Origin of the sequence: Bacillus swezeyi, assembly GCF_001969815.1 — a bacterium.
Lineage (GTDB): Bacteria > Bacillota > Bacilli > Bacillales > Bacillaceae > Bacillus > Bacillus swezeyi.
In genome coordinates, this window is the sequence record NZ_MRBK01000004.1 from 200191 (window position 1) to 218161 (window position 17971).

The 17971-nt window shown below is 44.1% G+C and carries 13 protein-coding genes and 1 pseudogene; 5 read left to right on the forward strand and 9 right to left on the reverse strand.

The genetic code is table 11. From position 1 onward, the window contains the following. Window positions 1-452: 452 nt before the first annotated feature. Together BTA30_RS03815 and BTA30_RS03820 are read left to right on the forward strand one after the other, a co-directional pair. Window positions 453-2858: a S8 family peptidase gene (locus BTA30_RS03815; RefSeq protein ID WP_411813139.1), complete on the forward strand. Its 2406-nt coding sequence runs from the start codon at window positions 453-455 to the stop codon at window positions 2856-2858. 132 nt (window positions 2859-2990) lie between these two features. After that, window positions 2991-3239, forward strand: a complete 249-nt coding sequence (locus BTA30_RS03820) for a hypothetical protein (protein WP_076759499.1) — start codon at window positions 2991-2993, stop codon at window positions 3237-3239. Here the strand turns inward: BTA30_RS03820 and BTA30_RS03825 are convergent. Both BTA30_RS03825 and nfsA read right to left on the reverse strand, forming a co-directional pair. Further along, window positions 3236-4241 (reverse strand): annotated as a pseudogene (locus BTA30_RS03825) (LLM class flavin-dependent oxidoreductase). The gene BTA30_RS03820 and the pseudogene BTA30_RS03825 sit on opposite strands and share 4 nt — an antisense overlap. 269 nt (window positions 4242-4510) lie before the next feature. Further along, window positions 4511-5260: an oxygen-insensitive NADPH nitroreductase gene (gene nfsA, locus BTA30_RS03830; protein WP_076759501.1), complete on the reverse strand. Its 750-nt coding sequence runs from the start codon at window positions 5258-5260 to the stop codon at window positions 4511-4513. A 145-nt stretch (window positions 5261-5405) separates the two neighbouring features. Between nfsA and BTA30_RS03835 the strand changes: the two genes are divergently transcribed. Continuing rightward, window positions 5406-6581, forward strand: coding sequence for a M20 family metallopeptidase (locus BTA30_RS03835; protein WP_076759503.1), 1176 nt, complete (start codon window positions 5406-5408; stop codon window positions 6579-6581). A 31-nt stretch (window positions 6582-6612) separates the two neighbouring features. Here BTA30_RS03835 and BTA30_RS03840 read toward each other — a convergent pair whose 3' ends face one another. Together BTA30_RS03840 and BTA30_RS03845 are read right to left on the reverse strand one after the other, a co-directional pair. Further along, window positions 6613-7782 (reverse strand): FtsW/RodA/SpoVE family cell cycle protein, encoded by a 1170-nt coding sequence (locus BTA30_RS03840; protein ID WP_076759505.1) that lies wholly within the window; start codon window positions 7780-7782, stop codon window positions 6613-6615. 130 nt (window positions 7783-7912) lie between these two features. Further along, a complete protein-coding gene (locus BTA30_RS03845; protein ID WP_076759507.1) occupies window positions 7913-9097 on the reverse strand; it encodes an FtsW/RodA/SpoVE family cell cycle protein in 1185 nt (394 codons plus the stop codon). Window positions 9098-9393: 296 nt separating this feature from the next. On the opposite strand from BTA30_RS03845, the gene BTA30_RS03850 reads away from it, so the two are divergent. Beyond that, the gene (locus BTA30_RS03850) at window positions 9394-10749 is read left to right on the forward strand and encodes a YjiH family protein (RefSeq protein WP_076759509.1); all 1356 of its coding nucleotides are present in this window, start codon (window positions 9394-9396) and stop codon (window positions 10747-10749) included. A gap of 42 nt (window positions 10750-10791) precedes the next feature. Here the strand turns inward: BTA30_RS03850 and BTA30_RS03855 are convergent, their stop codons facing one another. After that, window positions 10792-11955 carry a GNAT family N-acetyltransferase gene (locus BTA30_RS03855; protein WP_076759511.1) on the reverse strand — a complete coding sequence of 388 codons (1164 nt, stop codon included), beginning with the start codon at window positions 11953-11955 and terminating at the stop codon, window positions 10792-10794. Between the two features lie 251 nt (window positions 11956-12206). On the opposite strand from BTA30_RS03855, the gene ywcE reads away from it, so the two are divergent. After that, window positions 12207-12467, forward strand: coding sequence for a spore morphogenesis/germination protein YwcE (gene ywcE, locus BTA30_RS03860; protein ID WP_076759513.1), 261 nt, complete (start codon window positions 12207-12209; stop codon window positions 12465-12467). Between the two features lie 78 nt (window positions 12468-12545). Here ywcE and BTA30_RS03865 read toward each other — a convergent pair whose 3' ends face one another. From BTA30_RS03865 to BTA30_RS03880, 4 genes are read right to left on the reverse strand one after another with little or no spacing between them, the layout of a single operon-like run. Continuing rightward, window positions 12546-13736: a clostripain-related cysteine peptidase gene (locus BTA30_RS03865; RefSeq protein ID WP_076759515.1), complete on the reverse strand. Its 1191-nt coding sequence runs from the start codon at window positions 13734-13736 to the stop codon at window positions 12546-12548. A gap of 17 nt (window positions 13737-13753) precedes the next feature. Further along, a complete protein-coding gene (locus BTA30_RS03870; RefSeq protein WP_076759517.1) occupies window positions 13754-14209 on the reverse strand; it encodes a GNAT family N-acetyltransferase in 456 nt (151 codons plus the stop codon). 15 nt (window positions 14210-14224) lie between these two features. Next, window positions 14225-16021 (reverse strand): ABC transporter ATP-binding protein, encoded by a 1797-nt coding sequence (locus tag BTA30_RS03875; protein WP_239693579.1) that lies wholly within the window; start codon window positions 16019-16021, stop codon window positions 14225-14227. Window positions 16022-16023: 2 nt separating this feature from the next. After that, window positions 16024-17946: an ABC transporter ATP-binding protein gene (locus BTA30_RS03880; RefSeq protein WP_076759521.1), complete on the reverse strand. Its 1923-nt coding sequence runs from the start codon at window positions 17944-17946 to the stop codon at window positions 16024-16026. Between the last annotated feature and the right edge of the window lie 25 nt (window positions 17947-17971).

Genomic DNA, 17971 nt, shown 5'->3' on the forward strand with positions numbered 1-17971 from the left:
AACTTTCTGGCTCTATCTTATCGCAGTAAAATGAAAATGTTTGTCACAATGTGTGTGCAAAATGATTCTAGTTTTTAGAAGTTTTGTTGAAAACTGATGGAATCGCCTTTAAATCATGCGAAAAACAGACTCGAAGACTTATTCACAGATTATCCTAAGGATAAACACATATTACCCACAATAAATATCCACATATCCACATAATCATTCAATATTTAGTGCAGGAACATATATTCCCCACTACATCTATACACAATTTTATTAACTTATTCACAGTAATTTGTGCATAAGTTTGAATAAACCGACCCAATACATTGAATCTTTGAAAATTATTTCTATATATAGAAGGATTTCTTTTTAAATGAGAGAATATTTTAAAAGTTCGAAACTCTAAAGATTAAGAAGGACAGCACTTATCTCAAAAGGGGGAAAACATTTTGAAGAAACGTCTTATGCGCTTTTCCATTTTTGCTTTTATTCTATTATTCACTTTATCCACATTCCTTACAGGAGTACAGGCAAAATCATCTCCTAAACAGGAATCTCCAGAACTGGAGAAAGCGGAGATTTACGGAGATATTGATGTAACATCAGATAAACAGACAACCGTCATCGTTGAGTTAAAAGAAGAATCATTAGCGGAAGCAAAGGCGGAAGGCAAAAAGCAAACGAAGGCTTCCTTAAAAGCGGAGCGCAGTAAAGTGAAAAACAAAGCGGAGAAAACGATTAAAAAGGCAAAAATTAAGCGGGAATATGACCGCGTTTTTTCAGGATTTTCAATGAAACTGCCGGCCAGCGAGATTCCAAAGCTCCTCGCTGTCAAGGAAGTTAAAGCTGTTTATCCGAACGCGACATACAAACCTGACAGTATAAAGGGAAAAGACGTTACGCTTGCCGCTGACGCCTTTTATCCACAGATGGATAAGAGTGCTCCGTATATTGGAGCGGATCAGGCTTGGAAATCGGGATACACCGGCAAAGGCATCAAGGTCGCCGTCATTGACACAGGTGTTGATTACACACACCCTGACTTGAAGAAAAACTTCGGACTGTACAAAGGATATGACTTTGTCGATAATGACTATGATCCGCAAGAGACGCCGACAGGGGACCCGCGGGGAGAATCAACTGATCATGGTACACATGTTGCAGGCACAATTGCCGCAAACGGCCAGATTAAAGGGGTAGCGCCTGAAGCGACTCTTCTCGCCTATCGTGTACTCGGACCAGGCGGGTCAGGAACAACCGAAAATGTCATCGCAGGGATTGAAAAAGCCGTCGCGGACGGAGCAAAAGTCATGAATCTTTCCCTTGGTAATTCACTAAACAGCCCTGACTATGCAACGAGCATTGCACTTGACTGGGCGATGTCTGAAGGCGTAGCCGCCGTTACATCAAACGGCAACAGCGGGCCTGAAAACTGGACGGTCGGATCGCCGGGAACCTCAAGAGAAGCGATTTCCGTCGGCGCCTCACAGCTTCCGTATAATGAGTATGCAGTAAAGTTTGCTTCGTATTCTACGGCAAAAGTGATGGGGTATGATGAAGAAAAAGACGTTCAGGCATTGAACAATCAAGAAGTTGAGCTTGTTGAAGCAGGAATAGGACAAGCTGACGATTTTGAGGGCAAAGATGTGAGAGGCAAAATCGCAGTGATCCAAAGAGGCGGCATCCCATTTGTGGATAAAGCCGAACACGCTAAAAATGCCGGTGCCATCGGAGCCGTTATTTACAATAATGTATCCGGGGAGATTGAGGCGAACGTGGCGGGCATGGCCGTACCGACCGTCAAGCTGTCGAAAGAAGAAGGGGAAGAGCTTGTTCAGCAGATGAAAGCAGGTAAACGCACCGCTGTCTTTTCTTTTCATTTGGAAAAGGAGCTGGGTGAAACGATCGCATCTTTCTCCTCACGGGGACCTGTCATGGACACTTGGATGATCAAGCCCGACGTTTCAGCACCAGGTGTCAATATCGTCAGTACAATCCCTACACATGATCCGAAAAACCCTCACGGCTACGGCTCAAAGCAGGGAACAAGCATGGCTTCGCCACATGTTGCAGGCACTGCGGCCATTTTAAAACAGGCTAAGCCTGAGTGGACGCCTGAACAAATGAAAGCCGTACTGATGAATACAGCGGAAAAATTAACGGATGAAAATGGAAAGCCGTTCCCTCACAGTGCGCAAGGGGCCGGCAGCATCCGGATCATGGATGCATTGAAAACTTCATCCATTGTAAGTCCGGGAAGCCATTCATTCGGAACATTCATGAAGGACAAAGGGAAACAAACAAAGAAACAATCATTTACAATTGAAAACCTTTCATCCTACAGAAAAGCCTATCAGCTCGAGTACTCTTTCAAAGGCCAAGGCATTTCGGTAAAAGGAACCGAGCGAGTCGTGATACCTGCCAAGAAAACTGGAAAAGCAACTGCGAAGGTGACGGTCAACTCCGCCAAAACAAAAGCGGGAACATATGAAGGTACCGTATATGTCCGCGAGGGAGGCAGAAAAGTTGCCGAAATTCCTACCCTTTTGATCGTCAAAGAGCCCGACTACCCGCGTGTCACATCTGTAACCGTTGAACCGGGAACAAAGCAGGGAACATTTACGGTCGAAGCCTATCTTCCTGGCGGGGCTGAGGAGCTCGCATTTCTCGTCTACAACGAAAACCTGGAGCTTCTCGGACAGGCCGGCGTTTATAAAAATCAGGGAAAAGGCTATCAATCCTATCAGTGGAGTGGACAGATCAATGGTTCAGCCGCTCTCAAACCGGGCAAATATTATATGCTCGCTTATGCCTCTTCTAAAGGAAAATCAAGCTATGTCCTGACAGAAGATCCGTTTATCGTCGAATAATGACAAGCCTTGTTGAGAATCACTCAACAAGGCTTTTTTATGTTAAAATACGGATAATTGAAACCCCTCGCGTTCACAGGAGAAGCCCTTCTCTTCAAAACGTGAAAAAAGCAATCGGAGGACTTCGTATATATGCTGTCATTTCTCGTATTATTCGGCTTATCCTTCATGACGGTCTGCTTTATATTTTTCACGATTTTGTATTTCACCATCAACCTGCAAAAACAACAGCCGAACCCATTTCAAAAAGCTGCCGAGCAAACAGTGGACACCATACTTCTTGTGCCGCTCAGCTGGCTGTTTACCGCCTTATACATTTGCGTCCTGTTCATCTTTCTCCCCATCCGTTATCTGCTTGATGTATTTCAGCAGAAACGCTAAATTTCGTTTTGAAACGCCTCAGCTAAAAGACGGTATGAATTCAGCTTATCTTGGAAATCGTATGTGATGGTGACCGCCATGATTTCATCCGTTCCATAAGCGCCCGCCAATTCAAGCAGCTGTTCTTTCACTTGCTGCTGCGTTCCGATCACCATACGTTTTCGGTTATCTGCGATTCTCCTTTTTTCATAAGGAGAATAATCGTATGACAGCGCCGTTCCTAAAGATGGGAAGCCTTTCGTCTCCATTCCCTGCTCGTTCGCCAGCAAAGAAAAATCAAGGCTTTTGGCGAGACGCTCGGCTTCTTCTTCAGTCTCGGCGCAAATCACGAATACTGCGACCGTCACTTTCGGTTTTTCCCCCAAAACCGAAGGCTGGTATCTTTCTATATATTGTCTTGCCGCATCCCCCTCCTTCACCATTGATAAACTGGGCAAAGGTATAAGAAGCGCCGAATTGAGCGGCCAGTCTGGCGCTTTCCCCTGATGAGCCGAGCAGCCAAATATCCGGAGCAGAACCGACATTCGGGGATGCTGTTAAATTCGGAAAACGGTGATGTTCGTCAGCTTGATCATATAGATATGTGATCAGATCGCGAATTTGCCCCGGATACTGGTCAGTCATACGTCTGCCTCCATTTTGAAGAGCCATTGAAGCGATCGGCATCCCCCCCGGCGCCCGGCCGACTCCCGCATCAATCCTCCCGGGTGCAAGACCTTCCAATACACGAAAATTTTCAGCCACCTTATAGGCGCTGTAATGAGGAAGCATGACGCCTCCCGATCCCACGCGGATCTTTTCTGTCTTCGCCGCAATATAGCTGATCAGAACCTCAGGGCTTGAGCCTGCCAAATTCCTTGAGAAGTGATGCTCAGACACCCAAAATCTTTTATAGCCAAGCTTTTCGGCCGTTTGCGCAAGCTCTACCGTTTGTTGAAGAGCCGCTTCAGGTGTGCTTCCTTCAGAAACAGGCGACTGATCCAATATACTTAACGCCAACATGTTCTTCCCTCCAATTCTTCGTTTACTTTTCCGGTGTAAAAAGAAATAATAGTATCATGCTAAAAATTAAAGGAGCGCCAAGACTGATGAATGAGCAAAAGCCGAAACAAAAAACGCACCCTCCAGTCGTACAAGAAAACTTTGCAAAAGGCTGTTTATTCGGAATCCTTTTCAGTCTTCCATTCTGGGGCATGTTTTATCTTTTCCTCAAATATATTTTCACATCATAAATATGAAGAAACCCCTTCCGTTTCGAAGGGGGTTTTACTTTATCTTTTGTTGAAACCTTTTTCTTTCACAAATTCATGCATATACGTTCGCTTCGGCTGCTTCAGGCTTTGGGTGATCTGCTCAGTCCATTTGTCGGCCCGTTTGCCGTTCGTTCTGTTATGATAATAATTTGAAATGGTTTCATCATATGCGTTCAAATGCTTATGGATATCCGCTTCGTCCACTTGATAAGTATTTTCATGATAGATATGCTCCAGCGGAAGCCTTGGCTTTTTAGCGGACGGATTGGCCGGATGGCCGACGACAAGACCGAATAGCGGCAGTACATATTCAGGTGTTTCAAGGATTTCTGAGACCTCGTTCAAAGCGTTGCGGATACCTCCGATATAGCAGATGCCCAGCCCCATCGATTCAGCCGCAATCGACATGTTTTGTGCGGCAAGCGCGGCATCGATGACACTGACCATAAATGTTTCGGTTCCTTCAAGAGACTCCTTGATGTCTTCCCCTTTTTCCATGGCCATTTTGTGATGCCGGTAAAGGTCTGCGCAAAACACAAACAAGTGACCGTTTTTTTCGACATATGGCTGATGGCCTGCCAATGCTGCAAGCTCTCGCTTTTTGCTCTGATCGTCAACCCCGATAATGGAATAGGCCTGAATATAGCTTGAAGTCGATGCACTTTGGGCGCTTTCCACGAGTAAACGGATCTCTTCCTTTGTTAAGAGCCGTTCTGTAAAAGACCTGATCGAACGGTGATTTAAAATGGTTTCAATCGTTTTATTCATCACTTTACCTCCTCATGCTTTTATCATATCCAATATTTATTGATCTCTAAAGCAAAACGATTTTTCAGCTTGAAAAAGAGTTCATTTTCATATGGTAAAATGATAGAATCATTTTAATATTTTTGAAATCGAAAGGGAGATTGCGGTGAATTCCTTAATTGAAGAATTAGATGAACGATATCCGGAAATGGTTGAACTCAGGAGGCATTTTCACCAATATCCCGAGCTTTCCCATCAAGAAGTCAACACACCGCTGACCATCGCCAAATACTTGGAAAACCTCGGAGTTGAAGTAAGAACGAATGTCGGCGGGCAAGGGGTGGTCGGTTTGATTAAAGGCGGCCTTCCCGGGAAGACAGTCGCCCTAAGAGCTGACTTTGACGCACTTCCAATACAGGATCAAAAAGACGTTCCCTATCGGTCAACTGTCCCCGGCGTCATGCATGCATGCGGTCATGACGCACATACTTCGGCTCTCTTGCTCGCAGCAAAAGTGCTGGCAAGACACAAAAAAGAGCTGAAAGGCAATGTCGTATTGATTCATCAGTTTGGCGAAGAGGTCACACCGGGCGGGGCAAAGCCGATGATTGAGGACGGCTGCCTTGACGGGGCGGACGCCATCTTCGGCACCCACATATGGGCGCCAATGCCAGTGGGGCAAGCAGGTGTAAAGTCAGGTGCAATGATGGCGGCAGCGGACAAATTCACAATCACGGTCTCAGGCCGGGGCGGCCATGGAGGCGCGCCTCATTTAACGACAGACGCTTTAGTAACGGCTGCTTCCGTCGTGAACCATCTTCAACAAATCGTAAGCCGCCGAATAGATCCGACAGATGCAGCAGTCATTTCGATCGGAACATTTCATTCCGGCCAGGCTTTTAACATCATCGCTGAAGAAGCCGTAATTGAAGGAACGGTCCGTACGTTTTCCAAACAGGTTCAAGAAACGATCATCACCGAGATGGAGCGCGTCATTAAAGGTGTATGTGACAGCAATGGGGCAGCTTTTAAACTGGACTATGAAAAAGGCTATCCCCCTGTTTTCAATCATGAAAAAGAGACAGACATCGTTAGAAAATGCGCGAAAAACGTCCTTGGCGAACAATCTGTCATTGAACTTGAGCCAAATATGATCGGTGAAGATTTTTCTTATTATCTCGAAAAAGTCCCCGGAGCGTTCTTTTTTACCGGAGCGGGAAATCAGGAGGCGGGCGCCGTCTACCCGCATCACCATCCTAAATTTGACATCGATGAAAAAGGCATGCTGAACGCGGCGAAGATCCTTGTGTCGGCAGCCCTCGAATTTTTAAATCAACATTAAAGACAGCCTGACTCGGCTGTCTTTTCAGCGTTTATTTAAACATATAACCTTGGTATTTGGTTAACTGGCAGCTCGCGTTATAGACGATCGCAAAACCGATAAGGGCGGACAGAACCGAGCTCCCCCCATAGCTGATAAACAGCAGAGGAACACCTGTAACAGGCATCAGTCCGATGTTCATCCCAATGTTTTGGAATGTATGGATCACGATCAGCGCGGTATAGCCGACGCAAAAGAGCGACGCGAACCTGTTATACGGATGTATTTTGTCGATCAGGACGACAAGCCTGTAGATGAAAAAGAAAAACATGATGACCACAAATGTACAGCCGATAAAGCCAAAGCTTTCGCCGATGACGGCAAAGATGAAGTCGGTTTGGCCTTCTGGAACATAGACTTTCAAATGGTTAATACCCGTACCGAAAATCTCTCCAGAACCGATCGCCGTAACGGCTTTTTCCGTTTGATAGGTTTCATTGGCAGTCTGCTGGCTTGAGTCGACCCACGTTATCACCCGGTTGATCTGATATTGCTTAATATGCAGCGTCTGCTCCGAAAATTCCGGAAAATTAATCACCAAAAATAAAACGAGCAAAACAAGTGCGACACCTGAGCCTGCAATAATGGAAATCAGCTTCCAATTCACACCCGACAAAAAAACCATGACGGCGACAAAGAACATGCAGATTCCCGCCGTCCCCGCATCCTGCATCAAAATCAAGCCGACTGGAACCGCAGATATCCCGGCGATTTTCAGCAAGAGATGAACATCCTCCTCCATGGAACGGGAACCCTTTGGACTTGCTTTGGAAATCACGGAAGCCAGCATCATGATCAAACCGATTTTCATGAATTCCGACGGCTGCAAAGTGATCGTCCCAAATTGAAACCAGCTCTTCGCCCCGTTTTTAATCGGTGCAATGGACTCCGGACTGAATTTCAAAACGATCAATGATAAGATACCGAATATATATACATAGATGCTGAGCTTTTCAAGCTGCTCCAAATCAAAATAAAGAAAGCAGACAATCACTGAAATGCCGAGCATATAAAAAATCAATTGTTTCACTGGATAGCCATTCAAAGCGAATGACGGCTCCGCTGCATACACAGCAACAATGCTGATCATAAAAAACGCGCTTAATATAAAAATCAAATCACCCTGATAAAAGGGACTTGTTATATTTTTCTTCTGACCCATTATACCCCGCCTTATTTCTTCATCAAAAACACTATCTTTCATTATACATGAACAATGTCGGAGAATGCACGAAAAGGGTTGATTACTTCCCCGGCACTCAATAAAATAACGGCCCTGAATGTTCGGGCCGTTATTTAAACATATACCTTTGATATTTTGTTAATTGGCAGCTCGCATTATAGACGATTGCAAAACCGATTAATGTGGCGACAATTGAGCTTCCTCCATAGCTGACCAAAAGGAGGGGAACTCCTGTTACAGGCATAATTCCGATGTTCATCCCGATATTTTGAAAGGTATGAATGACAATTAAAGCCGTAAATCCCGCACAGAAAAATGAGGCGAATTTGCTAAACGGATGGATGCGATCTATTAAAACGACAAGTCTGTAAATGAAGAAGAAAAACATGATAACGACAAATGCACAGCCCGCGAACCCGAAGCTTTCACCGATGACGGCAAAAATAAAGTCGGTTTGGGCTTCAGGAACATAGACTTGAAGATCGCTTACACCATTGCCAAACACTTTTCCGGAACCGATGGCCAATTGCGCCCTTTCAACCTGCATTTTATCATCAGCCGTCTGTTCGCTCGGATTGACCCAGGTCATGACACGGTTAATCTGATATTTCTCAATTCCGACCGCACCCGCAACATCCGGGAATCTAATGATGACGTATAAAATCAAAATGGCCGCGGTGAGGCCTGAACCGACTATCAGCGTAATGAGCTTCCAGTTTACACCTGAAAGGAAAATCATCACAAGAATCACAAACATGACAATGCCCGCCGTACCGGTATCCTGTTCTAAAATGAGCCCTGCGGGCACAATAATGATTCCGAAGATTTTCAATAGAAATATCCAGTCTTCTTTAAATGTTCGTTTACCTGTCGGACTGTGTTTTGACATAAAGGATGCCAAGTACATGATCAGACCGATCTTCATAAACTCAGAAGGCTGCAATGTAAAGCCGGGAAGCATAAACCAGCTTTTCGCCCCGTTGATCACCGGAGCAAATCGGTAGGACCCTATATATGCCGGACTGAGTTTTAAAACAATCAGCATGATGATGCCGAGCAGGTAAAAATAAAAGCTGAGCTTTTCAAGCTGTTCCAAATCAAAATAAAGAAACAGAATGATGATCAATGCCCCGAGCAAATAGTAAAGGGCCTGCTTCATCGCAAAAGGCTCATTGTATTGGTTAAACTGCTGAGCGGCGTAAACCGCCACAATGCTGATGGCAAAAAAGACAATAAATACAAAGATCAAATCGCCTTGATAAAAGGGATTTGTTATATTTTTTTTCTGACTCATTCGAAATCCCGCCTTTATTTCTGACACGATGAAATGGTATAAGAAGACAGTATCGACTTCCTCACAAATGATATGACGTATAAACAACCAAAATGTTTCGAATTAATCACGCACAAAAAAATTCCTTCTCTATTTTAAAGGATTTTTCCAACTATTGTCGAATTGGATAAAGTCATTGATTTTTGATTGATTTGTATTAAAATGAGTAATGTTGCATAAAATTAAATTTTTGCCGGCATATATGCAAAGACCGGCGAAATTGGTGCATCATCACCAAAGCATAAGGAGTTTTTCATTTGGATAAAGCACTTCAAAAGCGTAAAAGGCTTGAGCTCATAAAATTTTTGATCCCTTCGCTTATCGGAATTATCCTATTTATGATTCCAGTTAAAATTGAAGGAAATTTAACGATACCGATCGCGGTTTTTTCCAATGCGCTGCAGGAGCTGCTTCATCAGCAGCTGCCATTCATCATGATGATGATCGTCGCCGCAACATTTATCTTAACCTTTATCACCAAAACATTTCATCCATCTTTCATAAAAAAAAGCGAATTTTTCTATAATCTGATGAATGTATCTTTATTCTGGTATCTCGTTCGCCTGCTCGGAATGATTTTCGCAGTGATGACGTATTTTAAGATTGGACCGGAAGCGGTATTTGCCGACAGTACGGGCGGAACGTTATTGTTTGATCTCTTGCCCGTTCTCTTTTCCGTTTTTTTGTTTGCCGGTCTTTTTCTTCCTTTTCTTTTGAATTTCGGTCTGCTCGAATTATGCGGGGCCTTGATGAAAAAGCTGATGAGGCCCATCTTTAAGCTTCCTGGGCGGTCTTCGATTGATTGTATGGCTTCATGGCTTGGAGACGGAACGATCGGCGTTCTTCTGACGAGCAAACAATATGAAGAAGGGTTTTACACGAAGCGCGAAGCCGCGATCATCGGCACGACTTTTTCAGTCGTCTCTATTACTTTTTGCCTCGTCATTATCTCGCAGGTAGGCCTCGGTCATATGTTTGTTCCGTTTTATTTAACCATCTTGCTGGCCGGAGCCGTCGCGGCCGTGATCAGTCCGCGGATTCCGCCTTTATCAAGAAAGGCTGATACGTATATTACAGATAATGGCGATCACGATCAAGAACAGATTCCGGAGGGGTTCACTCCGTTCAAATGGGGCCTCACTCAGGCTGTCGCGAAAGCAAAACAGAATACGGGCGTTAAAGGGTTTCTGCAGGACGGGGCCAAAAACGTACTCGATATGTGGATGGGCGTCGCTCCTGTCGTCATGGCGCTCGGCACTGCTGCACTGATTGTCGCCGAGTACACGCCTGTTTTCACATGGCTCGGCATGCCGTTCATTCCGCTGCTTGAACTGCTGCAGGTCCCAGAAGCCGCTGAGGCCTCACAGACGCTCGTCGTCGGGTTTGCCGACATGTTCCTTCCGTCTGTGCTTGGAAGCGGTATTGAAAGCGAGATGACCAGGTTCATCATCGCCTGCGTATCCGTTACTCAATTAATCTATATGTCGGAAGTCGGCGGCCTTTTGCTCGGTTCTAAAATTCCGGTGACATTCCTTGATCTGGTCTTGATTTTTATCGTTCGGACATTAATTACACTGCCTGTCATCGTAGTGTGTGCTCACTTTATTTTTTAAGCATAACAAAAGCCCTTGGTGTCAAATCCAAGGGCTTTTTATTCAGAAAAAATCATTGATCCAAGGAGTCTGCGGCCTTATCGTGCTGTCCAGCCTGCTCACTTCCTCTTCACTTCCCGCCAGTCTGCCGGCTTTATAAAAAAACCGGGCAGTTCGGGCGCCAAGCAGAAATGCCGTGAGCGACTGAATATCGATCATGAGAGGGTTTGCGGCACTTTCTTCATCTGCGGCCTCAACACCATGTCTGCCCACCTTGAGCGTTAGATTATTCCACTCAGCGATGTCGTCGCTGACTCGAAAAACAAATGGCTCTTCGATATGCCGCCTCAGCGGGTATTGCTCAAGAAAAGAATAGACATCTGTTATTCTCGCCATCATGTAAGGCTGAATATCCTGCTTGATTTTTGGATCATCAAGGAAAAAATCGATGCCGTCTTGGGGATCGACTGTCATTTCAAGCTCTTCGATCATCGAGTCATGCTGACAAACAAAGTTCCAAAGCCCTGCTCGTGCTTCATGCCGAATACAGATCAGTTCCTCAATCGTCATTTTCTTGTCTTTTATTGTGTACAAAATGTACCCGAGCGGAACGCCATTCTTTGCATAGTAAACGGCCGGTATCACCGAGTCTTCTAAAATATTTGTCATCCAATAGTCGGCCCCTCGCTTTAATAAACCATTATGCCGGCTTCGGAACTGATCATAGAGCATTCCTGCCTCATCCGGCCCTTTAGCTTTCTCAAGCCTGCGTACAAAGCCTTCCGTTTGTTCAAGAGGTGTGAGCTGCTCACGCTTTATGGAGATCACTTTTTGATAAAATGTTAATTCCCAGCCAAACTTGCGGTAAAAAGAGATTTTAAAAGGATATAAAAAACTGATGGGCTGCTGATTCTCTCTCATTATGTTTAAGGAAGCCTTTAAAAGCTGCCTGACGGTGCCTTTTCTTCTTTCTTCGGGCCAAGTCGCAACACCGGCGATTCCTCCCATCTTCATGCTGCAATTTTCAATTTGGACTTCAAACGGAATGATGTTCAGCTTTGAAAGGAGCTTTTCACCTTCTGTTATGCCAATCACTTCATGCTTTTGATAATGCAGTTTTGCTTTTTCCAGCTCTTCTTCAGAAAGCTTTCTCTGAAAAGCATATTCTGAAAGGCTGATCGCTCTGAGAATGTCTGCTTCTGCTGTGATCCTGACCAATTTTCGCATCATCCATCTCCTCAGGAAAATATTTAATGATCACATATTCTCTTTTTTACCCATTTTTTCCTACTGAATCATCACGAAAATTGAGCAGATAGTTGGAGCGGAAAATGTTTTCCAGGATGTATCATTTTTCGAATAACGTGGTATAATAAATGTAACAGAATGTTCACAAAATATTCTTCAATTAGACACAATTTCTGTTTGACTCCGCTACTTTTGACAGCGCTATCATTATCGAAAGGGGCTGAAAACGTATGGATATGTTTTTTGCTTACTTGCTGATTGCAAGCGCCACTCCATTATTTTTATGGCTGGACAATAAGAAAGTTGCACTTTCGTCTATACCGCCAATCATTTTAATGTGGGTATTCTTCTTTTTCTACATGACAAGCAGTCTTTCTCCAACAGGACACTCCCTCATGATCGCAGTCTTCATTCTTAACGTCGTCATTGCCCATATCGCAGCTTTCTTGATTTACGGACTCCCATTGATTAGAAAACACATGAGCCGGTAATGAAAAAAACCAAATGGCATCCTCTAAAAAAGGCCGGTTTTAAAGTCGGCCTTTTTTAGCGTTTTGCTTTCTTTCAGTCTATAGATCAAATGATGTCTCTGAATAATGATGGATGAACGTTTTATAGCGTTTGCTGAAATCAAGGCGCTGGTAAATTTGCGACTTTTCCACAAACCTGCCCTGATCTCTGGCTGGAAAATATACAGATATTCCGCTCCCTCTAGGATGTTCGGGAGATTTCATGTTAAATTCGACGGCTCTGCCGACGGTTTTGGCAATCTCTTTTGCTTCTTTTCGGGCGTCGATCTGCAGGCCGATTAACCCTGCCAAATCCGCCAAATCAACCATATCCGACTCATCGGCATAATCTTCGGCGGCTAGACGTGCATAGTGGAGTAAGAGTTTTGAATCAGGATTCTTCAAAGCGCGATTCATTTTTACGCTCAGTTTGTCCAATGCATACATTACGTCTTTTACTTTGTTCAAATGAATCAAAGATTGCTGCAAGTCTTCTGTTTCACCGTTTTCTTTTGACTGCTTGACATACCCTTGCGCTATTTCCCTGGCCAGCTCTTTCGGGCTGATTGCAGGCTGATCATGCACAGCCTGCAATGCCCTTGTGTAGTCCCAGCCATTCTGGTTTGTATAATCGACAGAAGCCAGCATGTATTTCCCAAAATCTTTTAAAGCATAAGCTGTTTCAATCCCAGCCATCTTGCAATTGTCAAAACCTATTAAATCAAACTTTTTATTTGTTTTTGCAAATGCCTGCTTCATCCCCGACTGGAGCTCGCTTATTTTCATTTTCTTATTGCCGAAGTTTTCGTCACCACCATAGCCGTCAACAGATCCCAACCCATGGCCCCAAAAGATGAGAACATATTTTTTGGCTGGGTATTTTTTGACTCCCCATGTGATGAAGTCCGATAAAGAGCTGGGGCTGTCCATATTTTGATTCCCGATTTCATCAAGGAGCTTCAGATTTTGATGGTCGACTTTCCACCTTTGATTCGTCGTATGTTTAATGGAAGGATTCGCCCACTTTTTTGCTCCCCCTGTCTGAAGAACAACATTAATGTTTGAAGATGAACCGGCATCCATCATTTCTTTAATATCATCGCTCGCCATTTGAAAATCGCTTTCCATATCAGACCCGATCATGTATACAAGAATGGTATAGTCGTCCTTTTTTTTGAATCCGGCTGCGGACGCCGGCTGGAAAAAAGCAAATGATAGAACAGAAATTACAATCCATTTCATCCATTTCATCATTATAATCTCCTTATTTAGTATTCGGTAAAATAAATAAGAGAGTAGTAGCCATCCTCATCAGGCTGATCGCTTTCAAAAGAATATCCAATGGATTGAAAGCATCTTAAACAAGCATGGTTATCCTCTTCAATTCCGGCAAACCACTTTTTAATCCGGCTCATTTCAGGCAATTGCACAGTCCTTTTTATGATCGCTTTACCATATCCTTTTGAACGCAAGAAAGGATCAACCAAAAGAGCAATATTCCCGGTGAAATCTTCCTCCACCTCGACCATCACCGCTCCAACAGGTTTTCCGCCTTGCAGAGCAGCCCATACCTGGTAGTTCTCATTTTCTTCGACGAAATCGTACCAATCGTGCAGCGGCATCATGCCTTCAAGGCGCTTTTGCACTTCTCCATCTTCAAACCAGGTTTGCAGCCATTCAATATCCTCTTTTTGAAATAAACGGAACTCATCGATTTTATTCACGGCTATTCTCCTTTATTAAACATACTTTTCAGCTTGCAAACGGTATAAGTTTGCGTATTGGGCTTGGTTTTTTATTAATTCATCGTGTGTTCCGGTCTCTGCGACTTTCCCTTTTTCCAAAAACACGATGTGGTCGGCAAAACGGGCTGTGCTCAACCGGTGAGAGACGATAATGACTGTTTTGCCTTGTGTAAGCCTGTTCAGTTTGTTGAATATTTCTTCTTCAATAAACACGTCCAGCGCAGATGACGGCTCGTCAAATATTAGAATATCTGCTGATTCGTCACGCATAAAAGCGCGTGATATGGCGACGCGCTGCCATTCTCCCCCGGATAGGTTTCTTCCGCCGAAGAGTCTGCCCAGCTCTGTTTCGTAGCCGTTTTCAAGTTTATGAAGAAACAGGTCAACACCACCAAACATTGAAGCGCTTTCTATTTTTGATAAATCGCCGCAAGACGAGATGTCCCCCATTCCAATATTATGTTTAAGAGTCATTTCATACTTCAAAAAATCTTGAAAGACGGCTGTTGCATGAGAGCGGAAATGTTCAATGTCGTATGCTTTCAGCGGCATGCCGTTATAAAAAATGGCGCCCTGATTTGGATCAAAATAGCGCAAGAGCAATTTGATGAGCGTGCTTTTTCCCGATCCGTTCTCCCCTACGAGTACAGTCGTTTTATTCAATGGAATGTCAAGTTTTTCAATATCAAGAACCGTTTTGTCCCCGTCATAGGAAAACAATACATGATCAAATGCAAACCCCTCACTCTTCTGATCTGGAAGCATCGTTTCCCCGTTTTCCATGGAATTTTTGCTATGTAAAAAGGAATGTATGTTTCCTAAATGTCTTGTTTCTCTTGCTCCAATTGCAAAGGCCGCGAACATTTCATTGATTCCTTCGTTAAATTGAACGGCAGCCCCGATGAAGAGCAATAAATCTCCAACCGACACAGCGCCTTGAAGAGCTTGGCGCACGATGTAAATCAGAACGGCTCCGGTAGCCAAGGATTGTAAAACAGACCAAAAAAGCTGGTACAAAGCCAATTTTTTTTGATCGTTGGAAAGCGTATGAAGCAGCTTCATGGAAGTGTTTCTATAAGAAGTTTTAAAAAAAGGAACAAGGTTGTACATCTTGACTTCCCCGGCTGTTTCGGGAATGAGGGGAACACCCGCATAGTATTCTGCACGCCTTCTTAGATCCTGAACTTCTTTGCGCCCTTCAAAAGTGGCATTGTTTAATTTAGCCTCCCAATACAATTTAGGCACGGCCAAAATAAGAAACAGAATCGGCACCCATGGAGCAAACATTCCAATCATCAGGCTGCCGGCGGCAATCATTACAATCCCGCTCAACGTTTGGGAAACAATCGTCACCCACATTGTAACAAAATATTCATTATAGCGAATGATTTGAGTATTGGTATGAAAAGACGCATCTTCAAAGGCGGCGATATCGGGAATGGAAACCGCTTTTTTCATGAGCTGTTCGTCAAGGTATGCCTCCAGTTTTGCAGTAAGCAGCCTCTTTTGCATTTCCGCCACCGGCTGAAGAGCATCAACTATGAGCGTAAAACCAATGTAGGCTATAGCTGCCCAAACCAGTGTATTCCAAGAAGACAGTTCGAATGGCGATCGCGAAATCTCGTCGATCACTTCTGCGCTTAGCCATACAAGCAGCGGTCCAAGCAAAGCGTTCAGCAGCGTAATGAAAAACAGGATTGACGTCTTTAAAGGATCACAGCGCCAAAATAATGCTAAACCATAAAATATCAGGGAAGAAGTTTGAGGCAGTTTTTTTAAAAACAAATACATTTTCAGCAATGAACCTCATCCTTCCCTTGAAAAGATTGAGCCTGCAAACGAAACATTTTGTTGTACTCTCCATCTTGCTTCATAAGTTCTTCATGGCTTCCTTCTTCTATGATTTTTCCGTTTTTCAACACCAATATGCGGTCTGCCATTTTCACCGTGCTGAACCGGTGGGAGATCATGATCACTGTTTTTCCCTCTGTGAAGCTGTGAAATTGCCGGAAAATTTCATACTCCGCCCGAATATCCAAAGATGCGGCTGGTTCATCCAATATGACGAGTCCGGCATCTTTCACAAACGATCTGGCTAAAGCGATCCGCTGCCATTGGCCTCCCGAAAAGTCCGTTCCGCCCCATTCAGGACCGATCATGGTATCCATTCCTTCGGGCAGATCGTTGATGACGTATTCGAGCTGGGCGGCCTGTGCTGCGCGGTGAAGCTTTTCTTCATCATTCAAAGCTTCTACATCACCTAGCCCTATATTATTTCGGAGCGACAATTCATACTTGCCGAATTCTTGAAACACAACCGACATTCTGCTTCTCAGCCCATGCAGGTCCATATCCCGAATGTTGATCCCATTAACCTTGATCTCGCCCTCATGATATTCATAAAAACGGCAAAGCAGTTTCATAAGCGTCGTTTTTCCCGAACCATTCGCTCCTACAATCGCAACTTTCTCACCCGGTGATATCGAAAAACTGACGCGATTCAGAACATATTCCGTACACCGGCCGTCAGATTCAGAGTGATGGTGCTCTCTCAAGTCTTCATCTTCCAAATCATCGTATAAGTCAAAATCTTCGTCTTCCAATTCAGTGTCATACACTTGATGGCCGGCGGACATCTCTTGGAAAGGATATCGGAAGCTCACATCTTTGAATTCGACAGCCATTGCTCCCTTTGACGCAATGCGCTTGCCTTTTGAAGGAAGCGAGATATCTATTTTCGCGTTCATAAATAGAAAAAAGTCTCTCCCCATTCTCCAAATATCCATTGTATCCGCACCTTCTTTGGCTATATCCCTGAGGGCTGTTGATAATTGAAAGACCGCTCCTAAATACAAAGAAATATCACCTACTGAAAAGTGATTTGAACCCGATTGGGATAAAATCCAAAAATAGCCCAAACCTGTCCCGGCTCCTGATAAGAAACCTGTTAAAACAGACCAGCGTGAACTCCTGATTTGGATTTTTTTTAGCACAGAATATAAATTTTTAAAATTGGATTGATATAAATTTATAAAAAAATCTCCCAGCCCAAACAAGCGCACTTCTTTTGCAGACCGCCTGCTGAGCAGAATATGGCGGGTATACGCGGCCTTTCTTCTTACTGGAGCATATTCTTTGTTGTATTCCCACTCCATTTCATTATAATGATTATGCACAAATGCAAACGGCGCTGTTGACAAAATGAGAATGACAGCCAGGACAGGAGACAAATAGGCTATCACCAAAACGACGCCTGCCAAAGAAACAACTGCTGTCAGCAAGTTTGAGCTTATATTGATAAATTGAGTGGGAAGCCAAGTAGAACGATCCCGCAATGTCTCAAGGCGGTCCCTGTATTTCGGATCCTCAAAAAAACGCATGCCTGGAATACGTTCAAAAGCGTCGATTAATAAACAGTTAACAGTCATCATAGATTTCTCCGCAAGCAGCGCCTTTACCCATTTTTCCAGAGACTTTACAGCACCGATCATCACCAAGCTGCATGCATAAACAACAGCCCATATTTCAGTATGGGTGAAGGCATCCTGTTCCACAATGCCGTCGATCATTTGTTTTGAAGCGTACAATTGCAGCAAAGGAGTTATGGCTTCGATCAAAATGAAGAAAATAATACTGATCAACAGCCACGGACCGGATTTCCACACCATTTTGCCGAGCAGCCTTCCAGTTTGAAGCGGCTCTTTGATATGCTTCATCTTCATTTTTTCACCTTTTGCGAGA

What these genes read in the sequence shown, in the direction of transcription:
- BTA30_RS03820 (WP_076759499.1), top strand. Translation starts at nt 2,991, where the DNA reads ATGCTGTCATTTCTCGTATTATTCGGCTTATCCTTCATGACGGTCTGC.
- nfsA (WP_076759501.1), bottom strand. Translation starts at nt 5,260, where the DNA reads ATGAATAAAACGATTGAAACCATTTTAAATCACCGTTCGATCAGGTCT.
- BTA30_RS03875 (WP_239693579.1), bottom strand. Translation starts at nt 16,021, where the DNA reads ATGTATTTGTTTTTAAAAAAACTGCCTCAAACTTCTTCCCTGATATTT.
- BTA30_RS03840 (WP_076759505.1), bottom strand. Translation starts at nt 7,782, where the DNA reads ATGGGTCAGAAGAAAAATATAACAAGTCCCTTTTATCAGGGTGATTTG.
- BTA30_RS03845 (WP_076759507.1), bottom strand. Translation starts at nt 9,097, where the DNA reads ATGAGTCAGAAAAAAAATATAACAAATCCCTTTTATCAAGGCGATTTG.
- BTA30_RS03815 (WP_411813139.1), top strand. Translation starts at nt 453, where the DNA reads ATGCGCTTTTCCATTTTTGCTTTTATTCTATTATTCACTTTATCCACA.
- BTA30_RS03880 (WP_076759521.1), bottom strand. Translation starts at nt 17,946, where the DNA reads ATGAAGCATATCAAAGAGCCGCTTCAAACTGGAAGGCTGCTCGGCAAA.
- BTA30_RS03855 (WP_076759511.1), bottom strand. Translation starts at nt 11,955, where the DNA reads ATGCGAAAATTGGTCAGGATCACAGCAGAAGCAGACATTCTCAGAGCG.
- BTA30_RS03865 (WP_076759515.1), bottom strand. Translation starts at nt 13,736, where the DNA reads ATGAAATGGATGAAATGGATTGTAATTTCTGTTCTATCATTTGCTTTT.
- ywcE (WP_076759513.1), top strand. Translation starts at nt 12,207, where the DNA reads ATGGATATGTTTTTTGCTTACTTGCTGATTGCAAGCGCCACTCCATTA.